Below are 20,819 nucleotides of genomic sequence, written 5' to 3'. Positions count from 1 at the left end.
ATGACCGACCTGCTAATAGGCGTTCTACTGTCCGCTTCGCTGTTCGCTTTGCTGTGGCCCTTCCTCTTCTACCCCCTGATTCTGCGCGCTTTACCGACGCTTCCCGAAGCACCGGTGGCGATCACACCGCCCAGCGCCTCACTGCTCTTCTGCGCCTATAATGAAGCCCATGCGATGCCGGAAAAGCTCGCCAATATCGCCATGCTCAAGGCGCGCCATTCGGGGCTTGAGTGCCTCGCTTTCGACGATGGCTCGTCCGACGGCACCGGCGACCTGATCGCGGCGCAAGGCGATCTCGTCACCCTGATCCGTGGCCCCGGCCGTAGCGGGAAGGCGCATGGCATGAAGCAACTGGCAGCCCGCGCCCGTGGCGACGTGCTGGTCTTCACCGACGCCAATGTCCTGCTGGACGGCGACGCGATCGACAATCTGCTCGCCCGCTATGCCGACCCGGACGTGGGCGGCGTGTTAGGGTCGCTCCACTATATCGGCGCGGACGAAAGCGCGACCGCCTCGGTCGGCTCGCTCTACTGGCGGATCGAGGAACGGCTGAAAGACGAGGAATCGCGCACCGGCAATGTGCTGGGCGCCGACGGCTCGATATTCTCCATCCGCCGCAACCTCTATCCCGATTTCCCCGACAGCGTGCTCGATGACCTCACTGTCTCGATGGCGGTGGTGTTCGCGGGCAAGCGCCTGATCAAGGCCAGGGACGTCATTGCCCGCGAACGGCTGGTGACGGGACGCAAGGACGAATATCGCCGCAAGGTGCGCATCGCCGCCCGCGCCTGGCACACCCATGTCCATCTGCGCCCGCAACTGCGCCAAATGCGCGCTATCGACCGCTTCAAATATGCCTCGCGCAAGATCGTCCGCTGGTTCGGCGGCATCTTCATCCTCACCGGCGCTGTCGCGGCGGGCACGCTGGCGATGCGGATTTCGCCCATGCTCTACATGGTCGGCGCACTGGCCGTCGCCCTGACTATCTGGGCCGGAGTGCGCGCGAAAAGCGGGCCGTTCGCTGCGTTGGTGGACATCATGATAGCCTATGCCGCCACCTTGCAGGGCGTGGTCAAAGCCATGACCGGCCGCACCGTGACGACCTGGAATCCCGCCAAGTCACGCTAATTGCTCAATCCTCCCCTGTAAGGGGAGGGGGGACCGCCGAAGGCGGTGGAGGGATGTTACCCTATCTATAGCGTGACACCCCTCCGTCAGGGCTATGCCCTGCCACCTCCCCTACAAGGGGAGGATGCCTTTGCCGCTTCACCTTCCGAATATACAAAGCCACTCTCACCCCCTCGTCAAACGCCTGCGATATTGTATAGCCCATCCCTTGTTCCCAAGCGGAGAATGACGTGATTACTGTTCAGCGGGTGGCCAAGGCCGTCGGCAAGCATCTGACCCGAACCTCGCTCCAGGCGCGCAAGGCGCTGGGCGCACGGCGAAAGCGCGGTTGCCCGGCCTGTGGCGCGACCGTCGTGGGTTTCTTCCGCTATGGCGACAATGGCGAATGGGGCTGCCCGGAATGTGGCGCATCGCCGCGCGAACGGCTGATGAACTGGCTGATCGCCAATGGCCGCCTGGCCGTGCCAGTGGAAGGCGCGATCCTGCACATGGCGCCCAATGAAGCCAGCCTCGTCCGCCGCTTCTCCGCCGCGACCTACTACATGCCCGCCGATCTCGATCCGTCGCGCTACACCGTGCCCAACATGGCGCGGGTGGACCTGATGGAACTCGCGGTCACCGACCGCTACGACCTGTTCTACGCCAGCCATGTGATGGAGCATGTGCCTGACGACATGGCCGTGCTGCGCAACATCTATCGCGCCTTGAAGCCGGGCGGCGAAGCCTGGTTGATCGTACCGCTCTGGGCCAAAGCGACCGAGGATGGCAGTTTCGACATCCCCCCGCGCGAACGCGAGCGCCGCTTTGGCCAGTGGGATCATGTGCGCCAATATGGCCCGGATTTCGCCGACCGCATCCGCGCCGCAGGCTTCGATCTGGAAGAGATTGACGCCAGCAGCATCGACGTCGCCGCGCGCCACTATTACGCGCTGGACGACCGGCTGTTCCGCGCCCGCAAGCCCGGCGGAGCCGCTACGCGGTGAGCATTCTCGCGCGGATGGAGGCATCCGCCCGCATCCTCGCGCTGGTCAAACTCGCCAATGTCGGCCTCGTGCTGATATGGGGCTTTGCCGTCACCTTCGTCTTCGTCCGCGTGCTGCCGCTGGCCGAGTTTCAGGCCTTCCTGCTGCTGGTCGCGTTCGGCAACTTCACCATTTCCGCCGAATTCGGCCTGACCAGCATCATCTACGCGCGGCTGCGGCGGCACTGGCTGGGCGGCGATCAGGCCGATGGCGGCTTCCGGCTGGAGGAAATGGGCGTGCTGTTCCTGTTCCTTGGCCTCATCGTCGCGGGCGGTACGGCAATCCTGATCGGGGCGCTTGCGCTGGGCTGGTTCGACACGGCGATGCCGCTGCTGTTCCTGCTCTTCTTCCTGTCCGCCTGCCTCAATCTGCCTGCCTTGCTGGCCAAGCGGGCGCTGGCGGCAGTGGACGGCAATTTCTTGTGGGAAGCGCTCGATTGCGGACGGCGGGTGGTGACCATTGCGCTGCTGCTCGCCATCCTCCTGGGCCTGGACCCGCGCCTGTCGATCGCGCTGCAACTGGCGGTCAGCCTACTCGTCATCGGCTGGGCCATCGCCCATGTCCACCGGCGGTTGGGCATGACCGCCCGGCACTGGCTCGCCTTTCGCGTCGGCGGCGGCCATGTCCGCGCCCATTATCTGCGCGACATCGGCGCATCGGCGGCCTTCACCGCGTCCGACATCATCGCCTATAATGCCCCCTATTTCACCATCGCCATGGCCACGTCCGACGCCCGCCCGATGCTGATCTTCGACTTCTTCTTCAAAATGTCGCGCGCCCTCTCGATGCTGGTCCGCGCCGTCGTGGAGGCCGCCTTGCCCCGCATCACCCGCGCCTATCATGCGGGTGACCGCACACGGTTGCGCCAGTTGCTCGCTCGCTCGCTCGGCGCAGGCCTGGTCTTTGCCGTCTTGCTGTCGGCCCTTCTGCTAGGCGTGGGCGACTGGCTGTTCGCCACGCTGTTCGACGGTCGTGCGATGATCGACCGGACGGAACTCGCCCTGATCGTAGCCGCCCTGGCCGCGCTCACGATCATCTGTGTCTCAGTCTATGTGCAGGGCGCGCTCGGCCGCTTCTCGACCCTGCTGCATCGCTCACTGCCCTTCCTCGCCGGATCGCTCGCCAGCGCGCCCTTGGCCTTGGCGCTGGCACCACAAGGCTTCGACCTCGCTTTCCTCAGTCTCTACACGCTGACACTCACCGGCGCGGCCATCCTGCATTTGCTCTCGCTCCACAGGCTGGCGCGGGCATGAAGGTCGCGATGCTTGATCCCTCGCTCTTCACCGGGCGCTATGACGACAGCCTGTGCGCGGCGCTGGCGGGGCAGGGTGCGGACGTCACGCTGCTCGGCCGCCCCATGCGCACAACCGATGCGATCGTGCCGCACGGCTATGCCTATATGCCCCATTTCTTCCGCCGCAGCGAAAAACTGCGCGACCGGCTAGGCAATGGCCGCGCCTTTCGCCTGACCAAGGCAGCGGAATACGGGCTGGCCTGCGCCCTGGGCGACCTCACGCCCTTAATTGCCGCCGATGTGGCCCATATCCAATGGCTCCCACTCGCCCCCGCAGACCGGCTGATGCTGCACCGTCTCAAGGGGCGCACCGCACTGGTCCACACCGTCCATAATGCCGACGCCTATCATGCCGATGCCGGGCTGCAGGGCCGGGGCTATCGCGCCTTGCTCGACGGCATGGACGCCCTGATCGTCCATGGTGACACCACCCGCGCCGCCCTGATCGCACAAGGCGTCGACCCCGCCCGCATCCACATCACCCCGCACCCGCCGATGCGGCTGGCATCCGCCAGCGCCGCCGACCTCGCCGCCGTACCCGCCTCGACGAAACCGCGCCTGCTCTTCTTCGGCACGATCCGCCCCTATAAGGGCGTAGACCTCGCGGTGGACGCCTGCCTCTCGCTCTGGCGCGACGGCCATGACTTCGACCTCATGCTCGCGGGCAAGCCCTTCATGGACGTCGCGCCACTCTTGGCAAGGGTAGCCGATGCAGGCTTTGCCGACCGGCTGCTGACTGATTTCGGCTTCCTGACCGAAGGCCGCCTCGACGCGCATATGGCCCGCGCCGACATCATGGTCTTTCCCTATCGCCATATCGATTCAAGCGGTGCCTTCCTCTCGGCGCTCCATCATGGCAAGGCGATGGTGACGTCGGACGCGGGCATGTTCGGGCAATTGCCCGACGGCGTGGCGATCCGGGCGGCGGCGGGGAATGCCCCCGCTTTGGCCGCAGCGCTCTTGCCGTTGGTGCAAAGCGCCGCCATCAGGCAGGCACAGGGCGTAGCGGCACGCGCCTATGGGGATGATATGGGAAGCTGGAACGACATGGCGGTGGCGACGATGAACATCTATCAATCCATGCTGGCCGCACGCGCATGAACCGCTATTGGCGCGAATTGTCCGACCGCAAGCTGGCGGTGCGTCTGGCACTGGCCGGGCGCGTGCATCAATATCCCGAAATCCAGGCGCTCAAGCGATTCCTCTCGACCTTCGCGGTCGATTGCCTGTTCGACGTCGGTGCCAATCGCGGCCAATATGCAACGATGCTGCGCAAGGATGCGGGCTATAAGGGACTGATCCTGTCCTTCGAGCCAAACCCCGATGTGTTCGCCGAGCTGCAACGCCACGCCGCGTCCGACCGCCGCTGGCACGTCTTCAACATGGCGCTCTCCGACTTTGATGGCACCGCCAGTTTCAACATCATGGCCGCCGATCAATTCTCCTCGCTCAAAGCCCCGTCGGGCGAGCAGGATGCCATTTTCGCTGATCGCAATAAGGTGACCAAGACGGTCGCGATGCAATGCCGCCGCCTCGACACGCTATTGCCCGAGCTGGTGGCGCAGCATGGATTTACCCGCCCATTCCTGAAAATGGACACGCAGGGCCACGACCTGTCAGTGTGCGAAGGCGCGGGCGGCGCACTGACGCAGATGCTGGGCATCCAGACCGAACTCGGCGTCCGCCCCATTTACGAAGGCGGCACCGGCTATCGCACCATGATCGACTGGCTCGAAGCGCGCGCCTTCGTGCCTTCGGCCTTCTTCGCCAATAATAAGGGCCATTTCCCGCTGCTGGTCGAAATGGACGGCATCTTCGTCAACCGGACATTGGTCGCGGCGTGATCGGGGGCGGGGCGACCAGCTTCGTGAGCGCGCGCCGCCTGTTCCTGGCCGGCGCGATCGGCCTGACGCTCTGGCTGGGTGCCACTTTCGTCTGGCACGTCACCTGGCGGCAGGGCTTGAGCCTGCCGGTCATCCTGTTCCTGGATCAGGATTTTCCGCTCCTCCTCGGATCGCTGCTGCTGCTGGCGCTGGCCGCACCCTTTGCGGAAGGGAAGGGCATCCGCCTGCCGCGCCCGACCGCGCGGATCATCGTGCCGCTGATCCTGCTCATGGGGCTGGCGGCCTGGGCGGGCCATTATGCCCTGTTCCAAAATTACGCCATTTCCCGTGACGAAGAAGTCGCGCGCTTCGCCGCCGCCTATATGCGCGAAGGGATGTTCGCCCGGCCGATCCCGGTCGAATGGGAACCCTATCGCCGGGCGATCATGCCCGAATTTTTCTCGCCCTTCGGCGCGGCGGATTATTGGACCGCGGCCTATCTGCCCGTGAACAGCGCGATCCAGGCTTTGTTCTGGCAATTGGGCGATCCCAATCTGGCCGGGCCGGTGCTGCTGATGGCCGGGCTGCTTGCGCTATGGCGCGTGGCGCTGCGGCTGATGCCGGATCGACCGGACGCGGTATGGGTGACCGTGCTGCTTGGCTGTTCGTCCAGCCAACTCTGGATCACGGCGATGACGCCCTACGCCATGACCGGCCATTTCGCGCTCAACATGATCTGGCTCGCGCTGGTGCTGCGTGGCGGGGTACTCGGCCATGGCAGCGCGGGCGTCGTCGCTTTGGTCGCGGCGGGGCTGCACCAATGGCATTTCCCGCCGCTCTTCATCGCGCCCTTCATCCTGTGGATGCTGCTCGCCCGCCGCTGGACGGTCGCAGCCTTCCACGCGCTGACGCTGGTGGCGATCGTCATTGTCTGGGCCAAGCTCTGGCCCGAATTTCTGCTGCACGCGCTCGGCGCGCCCGCCGATGTGCGCCCGTCCGCCGGAGTCGCCGACAAGGTTGGCAGCCTGTTCCAGCGACTGGGCGACCGCTGGCAACCGCTCGTCAATCTCAGCCGCTATATTGCCTGGAATGACATATTGATGGTGCCGCTCACGGTGCTGGGCATGGCGGCGATGCGCTGGCGCACCATGATCCGGGGGCAGGAGATCGCCCTGCCGCTAGCGCTCGGATGCTTCGCCGGATGCATGTTGGCGCTGGCGCAGGGCTATGGCTGGGGCTTCCGCTATGCCCATGGCTTTATCGGGCCGTTCTGCCTGCTAGCTGGCCTCGGCTGGGCGCGGTTCCGCCCGCAAGATGCGTTGCGCCCACTGGTCATCGGCCTGTGCATCACCGCGCTGGGGAGTGTTTTCCTCGTCTGGCGCACCCACGCCTTCGTCGCGCCCTATGCCGCCAGCCATCGGCTGATCGATTCGAGCCAAGCGGATGTCGTGCTGGTCGATCCGCGCGGCGGTCTGTACGTCACGGATCTGGTGCGCGGCCGCAACGGCGTGCCGGGCAAGCCGATGGTCATGAACTTGGGCATGCTGACGCTCGATCAGGTCGACGAACTCTGTAAATCCTATGTCGTCGAACTGTTCGACCGCGCCGAATTTCGCCCGCTGGGCGTGCCGCTCGCGCGCTGGAACCTCAGCCGCATGGACACGCTGCGCGCGCATATGAAGGAAGAAGGCTGCGACAAACCAGTCCAGCCGCCGCTGCCTGAAACCTTCGAAGATGCGCTGAACGCGGCCGACAACGCCATGTGAAAGGGCTTACTGCCCCTTCACATGCACCCGCTTGCCGCCGATCCATGTTTCCAGCACTTGAGTCTCGCGAATCTCCGCTGGCCGTGCGGTTGAAATATCCCGGTCGATCAGCAGGAAGTCGGCGCGCTGTCCCGGCACCAGACTGCCGAAACGCTTTTCGGCAAAACCGGCAAAGGCCGCCTGGCGCGTAAAGCCATCGAGCGCCGCGTCAAAGCTGACCCGCTGCGTCGGCATCCACCCGCCCATTGGTTCGCCCTTGGCATCTTCGCGGCTCATGGCAACCGCGATCCCGGCAAAGGGATTGGGACTTTCCACGGGCACGTCAGACCCGAACGCCAAAGGCACGCGATTGTCGAGCATCGCCTTCCACGCATAGGCCCCACCCAGCCGTGCTTCGCCCAGCCGCGCAGTCGCCATGCGCCAGTCGGACGCTTCATGCACCGGCTGCATCGACGCGACGATGCCGAACTGGGCAAAGCGCGGCAAATCCGCCGGGCTGACGATCTGCGCATGTTCGATCCGCCAGCGCCGGTCGCCCTTATAGGTTTCCGACAATTCCTGAATCGCATCCAATATTTCGCTATTGGCCGCATCGCCGATCGCATGGGTGGCGATCTGGAAATTGTCCATCGCGGCGCGGCTCATCACGTTGCGCAACTGCGTCGCCGATATCATCGGCAGGCCACGCTGCCCCGGCGCATCGGCATAATCGGCCTTCAGCCACGCCCCGCGTGACCCCAGCGCCCCGTCCAGCACCAGCTTGATCCCGCCGAGCCGCAGCCGGTCGTCATACAGCCACTGCGTCGGCTCCGGCCCGGCGATCAGCGTCATATTGTCCAGCCCCGCCGCATAGGCCATTATGCGCACGCGCAACGCGCCGCGATCGGCCGAGCGGCGAAACGCCTGCCAATCCTCGATGCTCGTGCCCATGTCGGCAATGCCGGTGACGCCCATCGCCAGCAAGGCGCGCTGCGCCTTTTCCAGCGCAATATCGCGATCCTTGGGCGCAGGCGCAGGCACGACCTTCTCGATCAGCGCCATCGCCTGGTCCACGAACACGCCCGCAGGCTTGCCCGCCGCCATCTCGATCCGGCCGCCCACGGGCGATTTGGTCGCGGCGGTCACGCCTGCCGCGCGGATCGCGGCGCTGTTGGCCCAGCCCGCATGACCATCGACGCGCGAGAGCCACACCGGAATATCACCGACCGCCGCGTCCAGTTCGGCAGCCGTCGGAAAGCGGCCAAGCCCCCATTGCTCCTGGTTCCAGCCGGTGCCGATAATCCATTTGCGACCCGGACTGGCCTGCGCATAGGCGCGGATCTTCGCCTGCGCCTCTTCCAGCGATCGCGTGTCCGACAGGTCTAGCGTGATGAGCGACAGGCCAAGGCTCATGACATGGCCATGCGCATCGATCATGCCGGGCACCAATGTCTTGCCACCCGCGTCCAGCTTGAACGACAGCCCCTTGGGCGGCTCCGGCCAGGGCTGGCCCCGTTTCGGCTTCTTGGGCCTTTTATATTCCGGTTCCTGATAGCGGCCGGGAATCAGCCTCTCGACCTTGCCTTCATCATCAATCAGCAGCGCACCGAAACGCACGACCTTGCCAGTGGGATCGACCGCGATCCCGTTCACATTGTCGATCACCCCCGATGCGAAAGCGGGGAGGGGAAGGGCGACAACCAGCCCCAAACCCAACACCCCAACTCCGTTCGCCCTGAGCCTGTCGAAGGGCCATCCTTTCTTCGAGCGAGGTGCAGACACAAAGGCGGCTTCGACAAGCTCAGCCCGAACGGACGTGGGGGCAATATTCACGCTTTGATAATCCGTCGCACCAGCGCGCTGGTGTCCTGCCGATGCCCACCCATCGCCTGCACATCGGCGTAGAATTGATCGACCATCGCGGTCACCGGCAGCGTCGCGCCATTCGCTCGCGCTTCTTCCAGCGCCAGCCCTAGATCCTTGCGCATCCAATCCACCGCGAAGCCGAAATCGAACCGGTCCTGCGCCATCGTCTTCCATCTATTATCCATTTGCCAGCTTTGCGCCGCCCCGCCCGAAATCGCCTCGAATACGGTGTCGAGGTCCAGTTCGGCCGCCTGCGCAAAGCGCATCGCTTCCGCCAAACCCTGTAAGACGCCCGCAATGCAGATTTGGTTCACCATCTTGGTCGTCTGGCCCGCGCCTGCGCCGCCGACATGGACGATCCGCGCGGCATAGGCTTGCATCACGATCTTTGCGGCCGTCACGGCCGGTTCGGTGCCGCCGCACATGATCGACAACCGGCCATTCTCTGCCCCCGCCTGTCCGCCCGACACAGGCGCATCGACGCTGTGGATGCCCCGGCTTTCGCCTTCAACGAATAATTGCCGGGCGATCCGCGCGGAAACGGTGGTATGGTCGATGAACAGGCTGCCCGGCTTCATCGTGCGGAATGCACCCTCTCGGCCCAGCGTCACCTGGCTCAAATCATCATCGGTGCCGACGCAACTGATGACGATTTCCGCCTCTTCCGCCGCCTTGGCCGGGCTGGTCGCGACCGTCCCGCCATAGGCTTCGGCCCAGCTTTTCGCCTTGCCGATCGAGCGGTTGTAAACGGTCAGGCTGTGCCCGGCCTTCGCCAGATGTCCTGCAACCGGGCCGCCCATGACGCCCAGGCCGATAAACGCGATGTTAGCCATATGCCTCGTAGGATAAGTGCGTGGCGACCAGCCATAGGGGCAGTTTTCCGACAGTGCCAGTTTCTTCCACCGCAATTTTGCGTTAGGGCGCGACCATATGAACACGCTTGCCAAGATCGAGAGCGCCCCGCCGCTGCCCATCACCGTCGATGACGTCCTCGCCGCGCGCACCCGCATTGCAGGGGCCATCGTCAAGACGCCGACGCTGATCAGCCAGACGCTCTCGCAAATGCTCGGCTGCAACGTCTATCTGAAATTCGAAAATCTCCAGTTCACCGCTGCTTACAAGGAGCGCGGCGCGCTCAACCGCCTGCTGCAACTGGACGAAGCCTCCAAAACCAAGGGCGTGATCGCCGCGTCGGCGGGCAATCACGCGCAGGGCCTCGCCTATCATGGCAAGCGACTGGGCGTGCCGGTCACCATCGTCATGCCGCTGACCACCCCGATCATCAAGGTGACGCAGACGCGCGGCCATGGCGCAACGGTCGTGCAATATGGCGAGAAATTCGATGACGCCTACGCCCATGCCCGCCTGCTGGAAGTCGAACAGGGTCTGACCTTCATCCATCCCTTCGACGAGCCGGACATCATGGCGGGACAGGGGACGGTCGCGCTCGAAATGCTGGAGGACGCGCCGGAAATCGACACACTGATCATCCCGATCGGTGGTGGCGGCCTGTTTTCCGGCATGGCGACCGCGGCACGCGCGATGAAGCCAGACATTCGCCTGATCGGCGTGCAGGCGGAACTCTATCCGTCGATGTACGACTATATCAAGGGCGAGCATCTGCCCTGTGATGGCGACACGCTGGCGGAGGGGATCGCGGTCAAGCAGCCTGGCGAGAACACTCGTCTCGTGGTCGAACGGCTGGCCGACGACATGCTGCTGGTCACCGAACGGCGGCTGGAAGAAGCGCTCAGCCTGTTGCTGCAGATCGAAAAAACGGTCGTTGAGGGCGCTGGCGCTGCGGGGCTGGCGGCGTTGCTCACCTATCGCGAACAATTTGTCGGGCGCAATGTCGGCTTGGTGCTGACCGGTGGCAATATCGACACCCGGCTGCTCGCCAACGTGTTGCTGCGCGATCTCGCCCGGTCGGGACGGCTGGCGCGGCTGCGCATCATCCTGCAGGACCGGCCCGGCGCGCTGTTCCATGTCGCCCGCATCTTCGATCAGGAAGCAGTCAACATCCTTGAACTGGCGCACCAGCGCATCTTCACCAACCTGCCGGCCAAGGGCTTGAGCCTCGACGTCGAGTGCGAAACGCGCGATCGCGCCCATCTTCAGCGGCTAATCGCGGCATTGGGCGAAGCAGGCTATGAAGTCGCGCCGATCGAGGTTGCCTGACGGGCTGCAACCTTTTGTTAATATTTCGTGGTAAACGCCCTTTTCACGCGCGCATGGGGTCGGCATAGTCTGTACATGACCCATCTACGGCACAGCGATGAACAGGACAGAGGCGCGTGACCGCACCTTTTCGTTTCCCCCGCTTTTTCGTGACCAACCCCTCGCCCTGTCCTTATCTGCCGGGACGGAGCGAGCGGAAGGTTTTCACGGAGCTGAGCGGCGATAACGCTGCCGAACTCAATGACGCTCTGGGCCGCATCGGCTTTCGCCGTAGCCAGAATGTCGCCTATCGGCCGAGCTGTGCAGATTGCACCGCCTGCGTGTCGGTCCGGGTCGTCGCCAATGAATTCAAGCCCAACGCGACCCAACGCAAACTCATCCGCCGCAACAGCGACCTGGTCGTCACCGCCTGCAAGCCCTGGTCCACCGAGGAACAGTTCGCGCTGTTGCAGCGCTATCTAAGCGCCCGGCATCCGGGCGGTGGCATGACCGAGATGGATGAGATGGACTTTGCCGACATGGTCGAACAGACCCCGGTAGACAGCCATATCATCGAATATCGCGAACCCGGCATTGACGGGCGTGTCGGCAAGCTGGTCGGGGCCTGCCTGACCGATCGGCAGGGCGATGGCCTGTCGATGATCTACAGCTTCTTCGACACCGAACTCGATTATCGCCCAGGGCTCGGCAATTTCATCATCCTCGATCATATCCTGCGCGCCAGTGCAGCGGGATTGCCCTATGTGTATCTGGGCTATTGGGTCGATGGGTCGCAGCGGATGCAATATAAGATCCGCTACCGCCCGCTCGAAAAACTCAGCCGCACCGGCTGGGTTCGTTTCGATCCCGATGAGCAGGTAGAGGCCATTCGCGGCGCTGTTGCACGCAATATCGTCCATCGCGACGAACCGCCGCTCCCGGTCGAACTGGCAGCCATCTTCCGCAAATAGCCGTTCCGGCGCTTATGGCCCGCAGCCCAATCGTGCAAGCAATGCGGGGGCGGGGCGGCATAGGCCGCCCCGAAATCCTTATTTGCAGGCGCAGGTCCGGCGCGCGCGACGAACCGTCCGGCGAACCGGCACCGTTTCGGTAACATAGCTGGTCGTGGTCGTCGTGGTCATGACGGGCTGCACCGTTACCGTCGTGACGACAGGCGCGGGATAATAATAGCCGCCCGAAACATAACCGCCCTGACCGCCCATGGGCGCACCGCCCTGCGACCAGTGCAGCGCACCGGCATAGGCTGGCGCATCATAATCGACGCCCGCACCACGGACATTGCCTTCAAACCGGCCTTCATAAGTGCCCGTCGTGCTGCGACCATCTTCCGTGGTCCAAGTGCCGGTCCAGCGGCCTTCATATTCATTGCTGCTGGTGACGCTGTCGTCGGCATAGCCATAGCCATAATCATAGGCGGCACCGGGGCGGCGGGGCGGGGGCGGCGCATTGCGGCGCGGCGCATCCTCCGCCTTGTCGATCGCCATGCCGGCGACGGCACCCACGCCCGCGCCGATCAGCGTGCCAGCCGTGCGATTGCCGCGCCCGGCGATGCGGTTGCCCGCGACTCCGCCGACCACCGCACCGATCGCGGCACCGCCCAGGCCATTGTCGCGGCGGCGGTCATCATAAGGGCCGTCGTCGGGACCATAGCCGCCCTCATAGCGGCCCCAGTCGATATTGCTGCGGCTGTCATAGACCCGGCCATAACGGTCGGTCATCACCGCATCGTCATAATAGCGCGACCAGCCATAGCCATAAGCCGGAGCGGGCAGGCCGTAGGCACCGTAATTGGCGATATAATAAGTGGGGCTGACCCAATAGCGCGGCAGGACATAGCCATAGACGGGCCGCCGATAGCCGTTCCAGCCACCGGGGGCGTGCCAACCGGCCAGCCAACGACCATTATGCCGCTGGCCCCAGCGGTGCGTGCCGTTCCAATGGCCACCAGGACGCGGCGCATGGACGCCGGGGGCTGGCATGGCGGTTCCGGGCCGGTGCATCGCGGCCGGAGCGCCCGTGCCTGCCAGCGCCGGACTGCCCGCTCCCGCCAGTGCGGCGCTTGCGCTCAGAAGGAATAGGCCGGACATCCGCATGGTTAACGCTCCCTGTTTTCCGGCGCGCGAAGGCGCGCGCGCAGATCGAAATGCTAACGCCCTGTTTAGCATGATGATCCGCCGCTATCTATCAGCGGGGCGGCAAAATCCTGTCCCGAAACGGGGCGGAAGCTCCGAGCAACAGGGAAAAGACGGTTAACCCGTCAACCAATCCGTGCGCTGATCAGCGCGACCAGCGCTTCCAGACCGGCGGCATCCTCCGAGTCGAACCGGGCGACCTTTGGACTGTCGAGGTCCAGCACGCCGATCAGACGACTGCCCTGCACGATCGGCAAGACGATTTCCGACGCGCTGGCCGCGTCGCAGGCGATATGGCCTGGAAAGGCATGAACATCCTCCACCACCTGCGTCTCGCGCGTCGCCGCCGCCGCGCCGCACACGCCCCGTCCCATCGGAATGCGGATGCAGGCGGGCTTGCCCTGAAACGGCCCCAGCACCAGTTCATCGCCGACCAGCCGATAGAAACCAGCCCAGTTCAGGTCCGGCAAAAACTGCCACAGCAGCGCCGACACATTGGCCATATTGGCAACTGCGTCCGGCTCATCCTTCGTCAACGCATTGGCGGCGGACAGCAGGTCGGCATAAAGGGCAGCCTTGTCGGCGGAATCACTGGGCGCAAAATCATACATGGGGTCGATATAGGGCAGACAGCGCCGATCACCAATTGATCGGTCAGGAAAAGACGCGGCTGGCTTTGCGCCAGGCGGGCGGCACGAAGCCGATGGCCGCATAATCCTTTGCTCCGATTGCATGACGCACCTGCACGGCCAACCCGACCAGCAACGAGAGCGGGGCGAGTGGCGCGCAAACCATCACCAGCAGGGGTGATGCAAAGGCGACCCAGACCATGATCCGTTCCCATCCTTTCAACGCATCCCAGCGGCCATAAAGCAGGATGGCAAAGCCAAGGCTGGCAACCGTCAGATCATAATTGAAGATATAGGGTGAAATGATCGCGGTTGCCGTCGCCGTGATGAAAGCCAGGCTTTTATTGTCCACCTCGCGCGCTTTCCACACCAGAAACAGGGCCAGGCCAGCAGCGCAGATTTGTCCGGCAATGGCGACCAGTTGTGGGGCGTTGCGTAGCGTGATGAAAGTCGATGGCATCATCAGATAATAGAATTTCTCTCCCGGTGCGGTCATGATCCGCGTCTGCAATGCAGACGTTTCGAATATCCATTGGTGCCAGAGGTCGAAGCCGAAAGCCCATCCGCTCGCCAGGACCAGCGACGCTGTAACGGCAATTGCCACCAGGATAGCGCCCATCATCTTGCGGTGCAGCAGCGTGAGCGCGATGAACAACCCCAGATGCGGCTTGATCGTCAGTAGGCCCGCCAAAATGCCGCTGCGTCTGGGGGCTTGGACTGTCGCATTGAAGAAAAGCAGCCAGAGGCCACCGACTACGAACCCATAATGGCCCATCCAGATATTCACGATCGCGGCAGGCGTGACCGCTGCCAGCAATGGTGACATAGTCTCCGGCATATAGGGGCGGGCGGCCCAGATGAAAAAGGCTGTGCCAGCGAGCGTCCAGACGATCAAAGCCGTGACGTAAGGCAGTGAAGCAAAGGGGATGGCTAGGAACAGGCTTTGCGGCGGATAGCTGTAATTATAGGGGTCCAGCGCGCCGAACAGACTGGCCTGCCATTGCATATAGGCTTCATAGTCATAGAGTTTGCCGAGTTGCTCTGAGAGTGCGAGGTTGCCGCCGCTCCACACATTGAAAAAGTCCCGGCCGACAACAAGGCGCGCCTGCGTAAGTTTCAGCCCGTCCAATTGCCGGAAATCATAATAAAAGAGCAACGCGCCGATCAGTATCGCGCCAATCCATAACAGCCATTTGAGCGGCGTCGTAAGGCTCGTTGTGGGCGTTGGTTGGGGCATGTCCATCCTCGGTCTGGCTTGCGAGGCGCAATCGCGCTGGCGGCCACGCTTGACATGGGAAGATGGTTAATTGGTTAAGGCTGTTTCTGACTCTTGATCGTGGCTCAATCCATCGACACCTTGCCACGTCCTTGCTTCACCGTGCTGCGCGCTTTCTTGGAATCGACCCGCCGCGCCTTGGCGGCTTTGCCGGGCTTGGTCGCGATGCGGCGGGCGTCGCGCTGGTGGGCTTTGGCGATCATCTCGGCCAGCCGTTCACGCGCGTCCTGCCGGTTGGCTTCCTGCGTCCGGAACCGCGACGCCTGGATGACGATCTGATTGCCTGACGTCAGCCGCGATCCGGCCAGTTCCCTGATCTTGCGATAGGCATGGGGCGGCAGGCCGAGCCGGAACAGGTCGACGCGCAACTGCACCGTCGTTGCGACCTTGTTGACATTCTGCCCGCCCGGACCGCCCCCGGTGATGAAGCGCTCTTCCAGCGCGTCATCGGGAATCTCAAATCCCGGCATCGTCCAGCAACTCCGGGCCGAAACCGGCCGCGGCAAAGGTCGCGGGCAGGGGCGCCGTCGCTTCCGCTGCAGGCTTCTCGCCGCGCGCGATGCTCAGAAACCGGCTGTGGAGCAGCATCGGCACGCCGCCCTCGCCATAGACAGGGTCGCCCACGATCGAAAAGCCCAGCCCATGCAGCGCATGGACGCGGATCTGGTGGGTGCGCCCGGTGCGGGGTGTGAACGCGATCAGCGAACGGCCGTCCTTTTCCGCGACCTTGCGCCACTCGGTGATGGCGACCTTGCCCGCCTTGGCCGGGATCATGCGCCAGCCTTCCTCGGCGGTGCTGACCTTCTTGAGCGACAATTCGATCAGGCCGCTGTCCTCCGTCGGCACGCCCTCGATCACCGCGACATAGCGTTTGGCGACGGTGCCAGCCTCGAACGCTTGAGCGAAGCGCTTGTGCGCCTTGGGATTGCGCGCCAGCAGCAGGCAGCCGCTGGTGTCACGGTCGAGCCGGTGGACCGGCAGCGGCCAACGCTGGAAACCGAAGGTCAGCGATTGAAGATGATTTTCCAGCGCGATCGACCCGTCACGCGGCGCATCGACCGGCAGCCCGGCGGGCTTGTCGAGAATGAGGGCTTCGCCATCGATGAACAAAACATGGTCGGTAAGCAGGGACAAAAGAAGGATCCGATCGGGGCAGCAAGGGGTGTGGAATTGACGCGCGCGTCGCTTCCTATAGGCGGTGGGGCCGATGGAACATAGTGGGGAAAATAGCGGGGGTGCAGCGACACCGTCGCCGGGTCGGCTGGACTGGGTGGATGTCGCACGCGGCATCGGCATCATCGCCGTCGTGGTCGGTCATGTGTGGACGCGCGGCCCTTTGCGCGACGCCATGTACAGTTTTCATATGCCGCTCTTCTTCCTGCTATCGGGCATGCTCTCGCGCCCGCAGCCCATCGGGCGCTTCACGATGCGCCAGATTATCGGCCAGATGCGACCCTATCTTGCCTTTCTGACCCTGCTGGTCATCGCGGACCAACTCATCGAGCCGCTCAAGGGCAATCGGCCGATCTTCCACCAATGGCCGCAAGACCTCCTGCTCATCCTGCTCGGCGGGACTTGGTTGCGGGGGCCTTATACGATCTTCTGGTTCGTACCCTGTCTGATGATGGCCCGAATAATCTTCAATATCCTGCTGTGCCGCTGGCCTGATCCGCTCGACCGGCGCTGGGCGTTGTTCGTGCCACCGCTCCTGGCGGTCGCTTATGGCCTGGGCCAATGGACGCAGTATTCGCCGCTGGGCATGATTACCGTGCCGATGGCGCTCCTTCTGCTATGGATCGGGGCGGCATGGTCGCGCATGGATTGGCAATGGTGGATGGTGCTCCCGCTGGCATTGTTCACGCTCGCAGGGCTGGTAGGCCTCTTTCCCACGCTGAACATGAAGGCTGCCGATTATGGTTGGCCATTACTATCCATCGGTGCAGGCGTCGCGACTTCCCTGCTGCTGTTTCGCCTATCCGCGCAGGTCGCGCCTGTCGCCGGGCCGGTGGCGATCATCGGGCGGGCCTCGCTGACGATCATGTACCTGCACGTCGCCATCATCCACTATCTCTCGCCCTATCTCGGAAAAGGCGCTTTGCTCGCTCTTGCCCTGCTCGGCCCCTTCGCGCTCGACCGGCTCATCCGCCTGTCCCCACGCGCAACCCGCTGGCTGCTATAGCAGAACGCGAAAGGGGCCGATGCCCAGTCCCGGTGCATCGACCCCTGCGGCGTGCCGTAATCTTCGTGCGACACAAAGTCTCGGCAGTCCACACCTCTAGACGGCGCGGTCGGCGATCAGCCGTGCAACTTAATCGCGGTTTCCGCGATGCGACGGCCCTGATAGCGCGCGCCGTCCAGTTCTTCCTCGCTCGGCTGGCGACTGCCGTCGCCATCGGCCAGCGTCGTCGCGCCATAGGGCGATCCGCCGCGCACCTTGTCCACGCCCATCTGGCCCTGGAACCCATAGTCCAAACCGACGATGGTCATGCCGAAATGGAGCAGGTTGGTGATGATCGAAAACAGCGTCGTTTCCTGCCCGCCATGCTGACTTGCGGTCGAGGTGAAGGCACCACCGACCTTGCCATTGAGCGCACCGCGCGCCCACAGGCCACCGGCTTGGTCAAGGAACGCCGCCATCTGGCTGGACATGCGGCCGAAGCGTGTGCCGGTGCCGATGATGATCGCGTCATAATCGGCCAGTTCGGCAACGGTCGCGATCGGCGCGTCCTGATCCAGCTTGAAATGCGCATTTTTAGCCACTTCCAAGGGCGCGGTTTCGGGCACGCGCTTGATATCGACCTGCGCGCCAGCGGCGGCTGCGCCCTCGGCCATGGCCTTCGCCATCGTTTCGATATGACCGTAGGAAGAATAATAGAGAACCAGAACCTTAGCCATGATGCGTCTCCTTATTGAAGGGATTGAAAGGGGTGCCACCCGCGCGAGGGGGAGGGGAGATGCGCGGGCGGCGAGCCGATCCGTCCGGGGAGGGGATGGACGGATCGACCAAAGCTACAGGCTATCCACCAGGACGATTTCGGCGTCCTCATGGGCCGTGATGGTGATGGGCTGACCGCCGATGATGGCCGCGCCGTCCCGTGCTTCGAACGTCTGTCCGTCAATCTCGATCCGACCTGTCGCCGGAACCAGATAGAGGTGACGGCCTTCTGCGCTGTCATAGGTCACGCTCGTTCCGGCCTTGATCGTCCCACCCAGCAAGCGGGCGTCGGCGCGGATGCGCAGCGCTTCCTTGTCCTCGTCATAGCCACTGGCCAGCACGACCAGCTTGCCCGACCGATCGCCACGCGGGAAGGGCTTTGCCCCCCAGCTTGGGCTGCCGCCCCGTGCGCGGGGAATGACCCAGATCTGGAAGAGGGTGGTCGTCTCATCCTCCAGATTATATTCGGCATGGCGGATGCCCGTGCCCGCCGACATCACCTGAACATCGCCAGCCTCGGTGCGACCTTTGTTGCCCAGGCTGTCCTGATGCGTGATCGCGCCGGTGCGGACATAGGTGATGATCTCCATGTCGGCATGGGGATGGGGCGGAAAGCCCGAACGCGGGCCGATCTCATCGTCGTTCCACACCCGGATCGCACCCCAATGCATGCGGTCCTCGTCATGATAATCGGCGAAGGAAAAATGATGGCGCGCGTTCAGCCAGCCATGATTGGCATGGCCGAGTGAGGCGAAGGGGCGGCGCTCGATGCGGCTCGCTGTGGTCGTGTTCATATGCTCTGCCTTTCGGTTTCGAACTCAATAGTTCGGGTGCCTTTTGACCAAGCGCCGGAGGTTCCGGCTTGCTTTCCGCCAATCTAGTCATCAGTATCGTTTCTGAAACAAGCAGCATCGAAACGGATTGTTTCCCTATGCGATTACCGGATTTTGAGGCCTGGGCGATGTTCGCCGCCGTGGTGGAACATCGCAGCTTCACTGACGCGGCCAAGGCGCTCAGCGTATCCAAGGCCACCGTGTCCAAGGCTGTAACGCGGCTGGAGGAGCATCTCGACACCAGCCTGTTCAATCGTACCAGCCGTCGCCTGGCGCTGACCGAAAGCGGCAAGCGCCTCGCCGATCATGCCCAACGCATCATGGCGGAAGGCTATGCCGCTGAGGAAGCAGCCCGCGACGAAACGGCCGAGTTGTCGGGCGTCGTGCGGCTGGGCGCGCCGATGACCTTCGGCCTGCTCCGCATCGCGCCGCTGGTTGCGGAATTTACCAAGACCCATCCACTGGTCGATGTCGACCTGCACTTGTCGGACGCGCATATCGACATTGTCGAGATGGGGCTGGATGCCACGATTCGTATCGCCGACATGCCCGACAGCTCTCTGCGGGCACGACGCCTGGCGGACGTGACGCTGCATCTGGTCGCGTCGCGCGCGTATCTGGATGCGCGGGGGCGGCCCCAGCATCCCTCGGACCTGGGGGAGCATGACTGCCTCTGCTATTCCAACGTGACGACGCCCGACATATGGCGCTTCGCTGGCCCTGGGCATCAGAATGTCGCAGTGCAGGTCCGCTCGCGCATCACCGTCAATAGTGGCGAAGCGATGCTGCCTGCGTTGCGGCTGGGGGTGGGCATTGCCCGACTTCCCGACTTCATCGTCGGCGACGCGCTGGCAGCAGGCGAGTTGGAGGAAATATTGGTGGATTGGCGCCCGGCACCCTTCGGGCTGCACCTGGTCACGCCGCCATCGCGGCTGCGGCCCGCACGGGTAGAGGCGTTGCTGGATTTCATCACCCGGCACCACGCCTGCTGAACCTCGTTTCGCGCACGGTTATATCTTGACTCGCGGCCGGTCGTTTCGGCTTCAACTCTTTGTAAACGGATTCGTATTTCCGCCACTCGTGGATTTCTGCCGGTTAGCCAAAAATTAACCTTTGTCGTTCAGAAGTTTTTTGGTTAATGAATTGGAGCAGTAGCCGTTCTGGTGGGGTGAACGGACCTGCGACGCAAAGGGGCTTCACATGCGCGTGCTGCTGATTGAGGACGAACCGACCACGGCCAAGGCGATCGAGCTTATGCTCACGACCGAAGGTTTCAACGTGTATACCACCGATTTGGGCGAAGAAGGCCTCGATCTGGGCAAGCTCTATGATTACGACATCATCTGTCTGGATCTGAACCTGCCTGACATGCACGGCTATGACGTACTGAAGAAGCTGCGGGCTGCCAAGGTGCAGACGCCGGTTCTGATCCTGTCGGGCATTGCCGAAATGGACAGCAAGGTCCGCTCCTTCGGCTTCGGGGCCGATGATTATGTGACCAAGCCGTTCCATCGCGAAGAACTGATCGCGCGTATCCACGCCGTAGTGCGCCGGTCGAAGGGCCATTCGCAATCGGTCATCCGCACCGGCAAGCTGTCGGTCAATCTCGACGCCAAGACGGTCGAAGTGGACGGCAACCGCGTCCATCTGACCGGCAAGGAATATGCGATGCTGGAGTTGCTGTCGCTCCGCAAGGGCACGACGCTCACCAAGGAAATGTTCCTCAACCATCTCTATGGCGGGATGGACGAACCGGAACTCAAGATCATCGACGTCTTCATCTGCAAGCTGCGCAAGAAGCTGGCGCTGGCCTGCAGTGGCGATAATTATATCGAGACGGTCTGGGGCCGCGGCTATGTGCTGCGCGACCCGGACGAAGTGGTCGAAGAAGAAGCCAAGGTCGCCTGACGCTTCACGCCATCCACCTGCTCATGAAAAAGACCGGCAATTCTTTGGGT

General features: G+C 63.4%; 20 protein-coding genes. 11 read left to right on the top strand and 9 right to left on the bottom strand.

The features are described 5' to 3' along the window. From J2W40_RS06275 to J2W40_RS06250, 6 genes are all read left to right on the top strand, one after another. Complete coding sequence (locus J2W40_RS06275; RefSeq protein ID WP_310222767.1) at positions 1-1,128, top strand: glycosyltransferase; 1,128 nt, start codon at positions 1-3, stop codon at positions 1,126-1,128. 230 nt (positions 1,129-1,358) lie between these two features. Further along, entirely contained in the window at positions 1,359-2,111 is a 753-nt protein-coding gene (locus tag J2W40_RS06270; protein ID WP_310222766.1) for a class I SAM-dependent methyltransferase, read from the top strand. 14 nt (positions 2,112-2,125) lie between these two features. Beyond that, positions 2,126-3,403 (top strand): hypothetical protein, encoded by a 1,278-nt coding sequence (locus J2W40_RS06265; RefSeq protein WP_310223043.1) that lies wholly within the window; start codon positions 2,126-2,128, stop codon positions 3,401-3,403. Then, positions 3,400-4,545 (top strand): glycosyltransferase family 4 protein, encoded by a 1,146-nt coding sequence (locus tag J2W40_RS06260; RefSeq protein ID WP_310222764.1) that lies wholly within the window; start codon positions 3,400-3,402, stop codon positions 4,543-4,545. Before J2W40_RS06265 ends, J2W40_RS06260 begins: the two co-directional genes overlap by 4 nt. Beyond that, positions 4,542-5,288, top strand: coding sequence for an FkbM family methyltransferase (locus J2W40_RS06255; RefSeq protein ID WP_310222762.1), 747 nt, complete (start codon positions 4,542-4,544; stop codon positions 5,286-5,288). Before J2W40_RS06260 ends, J2W40_RS06255 begins: the two co-directional genes overlap by 4 nt. Next, positions 5,285-7,033, top strand: coding sequence for an MFS transporter (locus J2W40_RS06250; protein ID WP_310222760.1), 1,749 nt, complete (start codon positions 5,285-5,287; stop codon positions 7,031-7,033). The genes J2W40_RS06255 and J2W40_RS06250 overlap by 4 nt, the downstream gene beginning before the upstream one ends. 6 nt (positions 7,034-7,039) lie before the next feature. Here the strand turns inward: J2W40_RS06250 and J2W40_RS06245 are convergent, their stop codons facing one another. Further along, positions 7,040-8,731, bottom strand: coding sequence for an amidohydrolase (locus J2W40_RS06245; protein ID WP_310222758.1), 1,692 nt, complete (start codon positions 8,729-8,731; stop codon positions 7,040-7,042). Positions 8,732-8,841: 110 nt separating this feature from the next. Continuing rightward, complete coding sequence (locus J2W40_RS06240; protein ID WP_310222756.1) at positions 8,842-9,711, bottom strand: NAD(P)-dependent oxidoreductase; 870 nt, start codon at positions 9,709-9,711, stop codon at positions 8,842-8,844. A gap of 97 nt (positions 9,712-9,808) precedes the next feature. Between J2W40_RS06240 and J2W40_RS06235 the strand changes: the two genes are divergently transcribed. Both J2W40_RS06235 and J2W40_RS06230 read left to right on the top strand, forming a co-directional pair. Further along, positions 9,809-11,056, top strand: coding sequence for a threonine ammonia-lyase (locus tag J2W40_RS06235; RefSeq protein WP_310222754.1), 1,248 nt, complete (start codon positions 9,809-9,811; stop codon positions 11,054-11,056). A 116-nt stretch (positions 11,057-11,172) separates the two neighbouring features. Next, positions 11,173-12,006, top strand: a complete 834-nt coding sequence (locus J2W40_RS06230) for an arginyltransferase (protein ID WP_310222752.1) — start codon at positions 11,173-11,175, stop codon at positions 12,004-12,006. A gap of 78 nt (positions 12,007-12,084) precedes the next feature. On the opposite strand, the gene J2W40_RS06225 is transcribed toward J2W40_RS06230, so the two are convergent. From J2W40_RS06225 to J2W40_RS06205, 5 genes are all read right to left on the bottom strand, one after another. Next, positions 12,085-13,149: an RcnB family protein gene (locus J2W40_RS06225; protein ID WP_310222751.1), complete on the bottom strand. Its 1,065-nt coding sequence runs from the start codon at positions 13,147-13,149 to the stop codon at positions 12,085-12,087. A 164-nt stretch (positions 13,150-13,313) separates the two neighbouring features. Beyond that, entirely contained in the window at positions 13,314-13,799 is a 486-nt protein-coding gene (locus J2W40_RS06220) for a GAF domain-containing protein (RefSeq protein ID WP_310222749.1), read from the bottom strand. A gap of 43 nt (positions 13,800-13,842) precedes the next feature. After that, on the bottom strand, positions 13,843-15,054 hold the full coding sequence (locus J2W40_RS06215; RefSeq protein WP_310222747.1) for a glycosyltransferase family 87 protein: 1,212 nt from the start codon (positions 15,052-15,054) through the stop codon (positions 13,843-13,845). A 104-nt stretch (positions 15,055-15,158) separates the two neighbouring features. Next, complete coding sequence (arfB, locus tag J2W40_RS06210) at positions 15,159-15,563, bottom strand: alternative ribosome rescue aminoacyl-tRNA hydrolase ArfB (RefSeq protein WP_310222745.1); 405 nt, start codon at positions 15,561-15,563, stop codon at positions 15,159-15,161. Beyond that, positions 15,550-16,227, bottom strand: a complete 678-nt coding sequence (locus J2W40_RS06205) for an RluA family pseudouridine synthase (RefSeq protein WP_310222743.1) — start codon at positions 16,225-16,227, stop codon at positions 15,550-15,552. Before J2W40_RS06205 ends, arfB begins: the two co-directional genes overlap by 14 nt. Positions 16,228-16,300: 73 nt before the next feature. On the opposite strand from J2W40_RS06205, the gene J2W40_RS06200 reads away from it, so the two are divergent. Further along, positions 16,301-17,272: an acyltransferase family protein gene (locus tag J2W40_RS06200; protein ID WP_310222740.1), complete on the top strand. Its 972-nt coding sequence runs from the start codon at positions 16,301-16,303 to the stop codon at positions 17,270-17,272. 116 nt (positions 17,273-17,388) lie between these two features. Here the strand turns inward: J2W40_RS06200 and wrbA are convergent, their stop codons facing one another. Further along, positions 17,389-17,988: an NAD(P)H:quinone oxidoreductase gene (gene wrbA, locus J2W40_RS06195; protein WP_310222738.1), complete on the bottom strand. Its 600-nt coding sequence runs from the start codon at positions 17,986-17,988 to the stop codon at positions 17,389-17,391. Between the two features lie 114 nt (positions 17,989-18,102). Then, positions 18,103-18,822, bottom strand: a complete 720-nt coding sequence (locus J2W40_RS06190) for a pirin family protein (RefSeq protein WP_037476012.1) — start codon at positions 18,820-18,822, stop codon at positions 18,103-18,105. Positions 18,823-18,959: 137 nt separating this feature from the next. Here J2W40_RS06190 and J2W40_RS06185 point away from each other — a divergent pair, with 137 nt between their 5' ends. Together J2W40_RS06185 and ctrA are read left to right on the top strand one after the other, a co-directional pair. Next, positions 18,960-19,853 (top strand): LysR family transcriptional regulator, encoded by an 894-nt coding sequence (locus J2W40_RS06185; protein ID WP_310222735.1) that lies wholly within the window; start codon positions 18,960-18,962, stop codon positions 19,851-19,853. Between the two features lie 208 nt (positions 19,854-20,061). Beyond that, the gene (gene ctrA / locus J2W40_RS06180; RefSeq protein WP_310222733.1) at positions 20,062-20,769 is read left to right on the top strand and encodes a response regulator transcription factor CtrA; all 708 of its coding nucleotides are present in this window, start codon (positions 20,062-20,064) and stop codon (positions 20,767-20,769) included. The last annotated feature ends 50 nt before the right edge of the window (positions 20,770-20,819 follow it).

Origin of the sequence: Sphingobium xenophagum (assembly GCF_031457465.1) — a bacterium.
GTDB lineage: Bacteria > Pseudomonadota > Alphaproteobacteria > Sphingomonadales > Sphingomonadaceae > Sphingobium > Sphingobium xenophagum_A.
The sequence above is the reverse complement of the archived record's forward strand: the minus strand, read 5'-3'. Positions and strand labels throughout refer to the sequence as shown.

What these genes read in the sequence shown, in the direction of transcription:
- J2W40_RS06275 (WP_310222767.1), top strand. Translation starts at nt 1, where the DNA reads ATGACCGACCTGCTAATAGGCGTTCTACTGTCCGCTTCGCTGTTCGCT.
- J2W40_RS06265 (WP_310223043.1), top strand. Translation starts at nt 2,126, where the DNA reads ATGGAGGCATCCGCCCGCATCCTCGCGCTGGTCAAACTCGCCAATGTC.
- J2W40_RS06260 (WP_310222764.1), top strand. Translation starts at nt 3,400, where the DNA reads ATGAAGGTCGCGATGCTTGATCCCTCGCTCTTCACCGGGCGCTATGAC.
- J2W40_RS06255 (WP_310222762.1), top strand. Translation starts at nt 4,542, where the DNA reads ATGAACCGCTATTGGCGCGAATTGTCCGACCGCAAGCTGGCGGTGCGT.
- J2W40_RS06240 (WP_310222756.1), bottom strand. Translation starts at nt 9,711, where the DNA reads ATGGCTAACATCGCGTTTATCGGCCTGGGCGTCATGGGCGGCCCGGTT.
- J2W40_RS06235 (WP_310222754.1), top strand. Translation starts at nt 9,809, where the DNA reads ATGAACACGCTTGCCAAGATCGAGAGCGCCCCGCCGCTGCCCATCACC.
- J2W40_RS06225 (WP_310222751.1), bottom strand. Translation starts at nt 13,149, where the DNA reads ATGCGGATGTCCGGCCTATTCCTTCTGAGCGCAAGCGCCGCACTGGCG.
- J2W40_RS06220 (WP_310222749.1), bottom strand. Translation starts at nt 13,799, where the DNA reads ATGTATGATTTTGCGCCCAGTGATTCCGCCGACAAGGCTGCCCTTTAT.
- J2W40_RS06215 (WP_310222747.1), bottom strand. Translation starts at nt 15,054, where the DNA reads ATGCCCCAACCAACGCCCACAACGAGCCTTACGACGCCGCTCAAATGG.
- arfB (WP_310222745.1), bottom strand. Translation starts at nt 15,563, where the DNA reads ATGCCGGGATTTGAGATTCCCGATGACGCGCTGGAAGAGCGCTTCATC.
- J2W40_RS06200 (WP_310222740.1), top strand. Translation starts at nt 16,301, where the DNA reads ATGGAACATAGTGGGGAAAATAGCGGGGGTGCAGCGACACCGTCGCCG.
- wrbA (WP_310222738.1), bottom strand. Translation starts at nt 17,988, where the DNA reads ATGGCTAAGGTTCTGGTTCTCTATTATTCTTCCTACGGTCATATCGAA.
- J2W40_RS06190 (WP_037476012.1), bottom strand. Translation starts at nt 18,822, where the DNA reads ATGAACACGACCACAGCGAGCCGCATCGAGCGCCGCCCCTTCGCCTCA.
- J2W40_RS06185 (WP_310222735.1), top strand. Translation starts at nt 18,960, where the DNA reads ATGCGATTACCGGATTTTGAGGCCTGGGCGATGTTCGCCGCCGTGGTG.
- ctrA (WP_310222733.1), top strand. Translation starts at nt 20,062, where the DNA reads ATGCGCGTGCTGCTGATTGAGGACGAACCGACCACGGCCAAGGCGATC.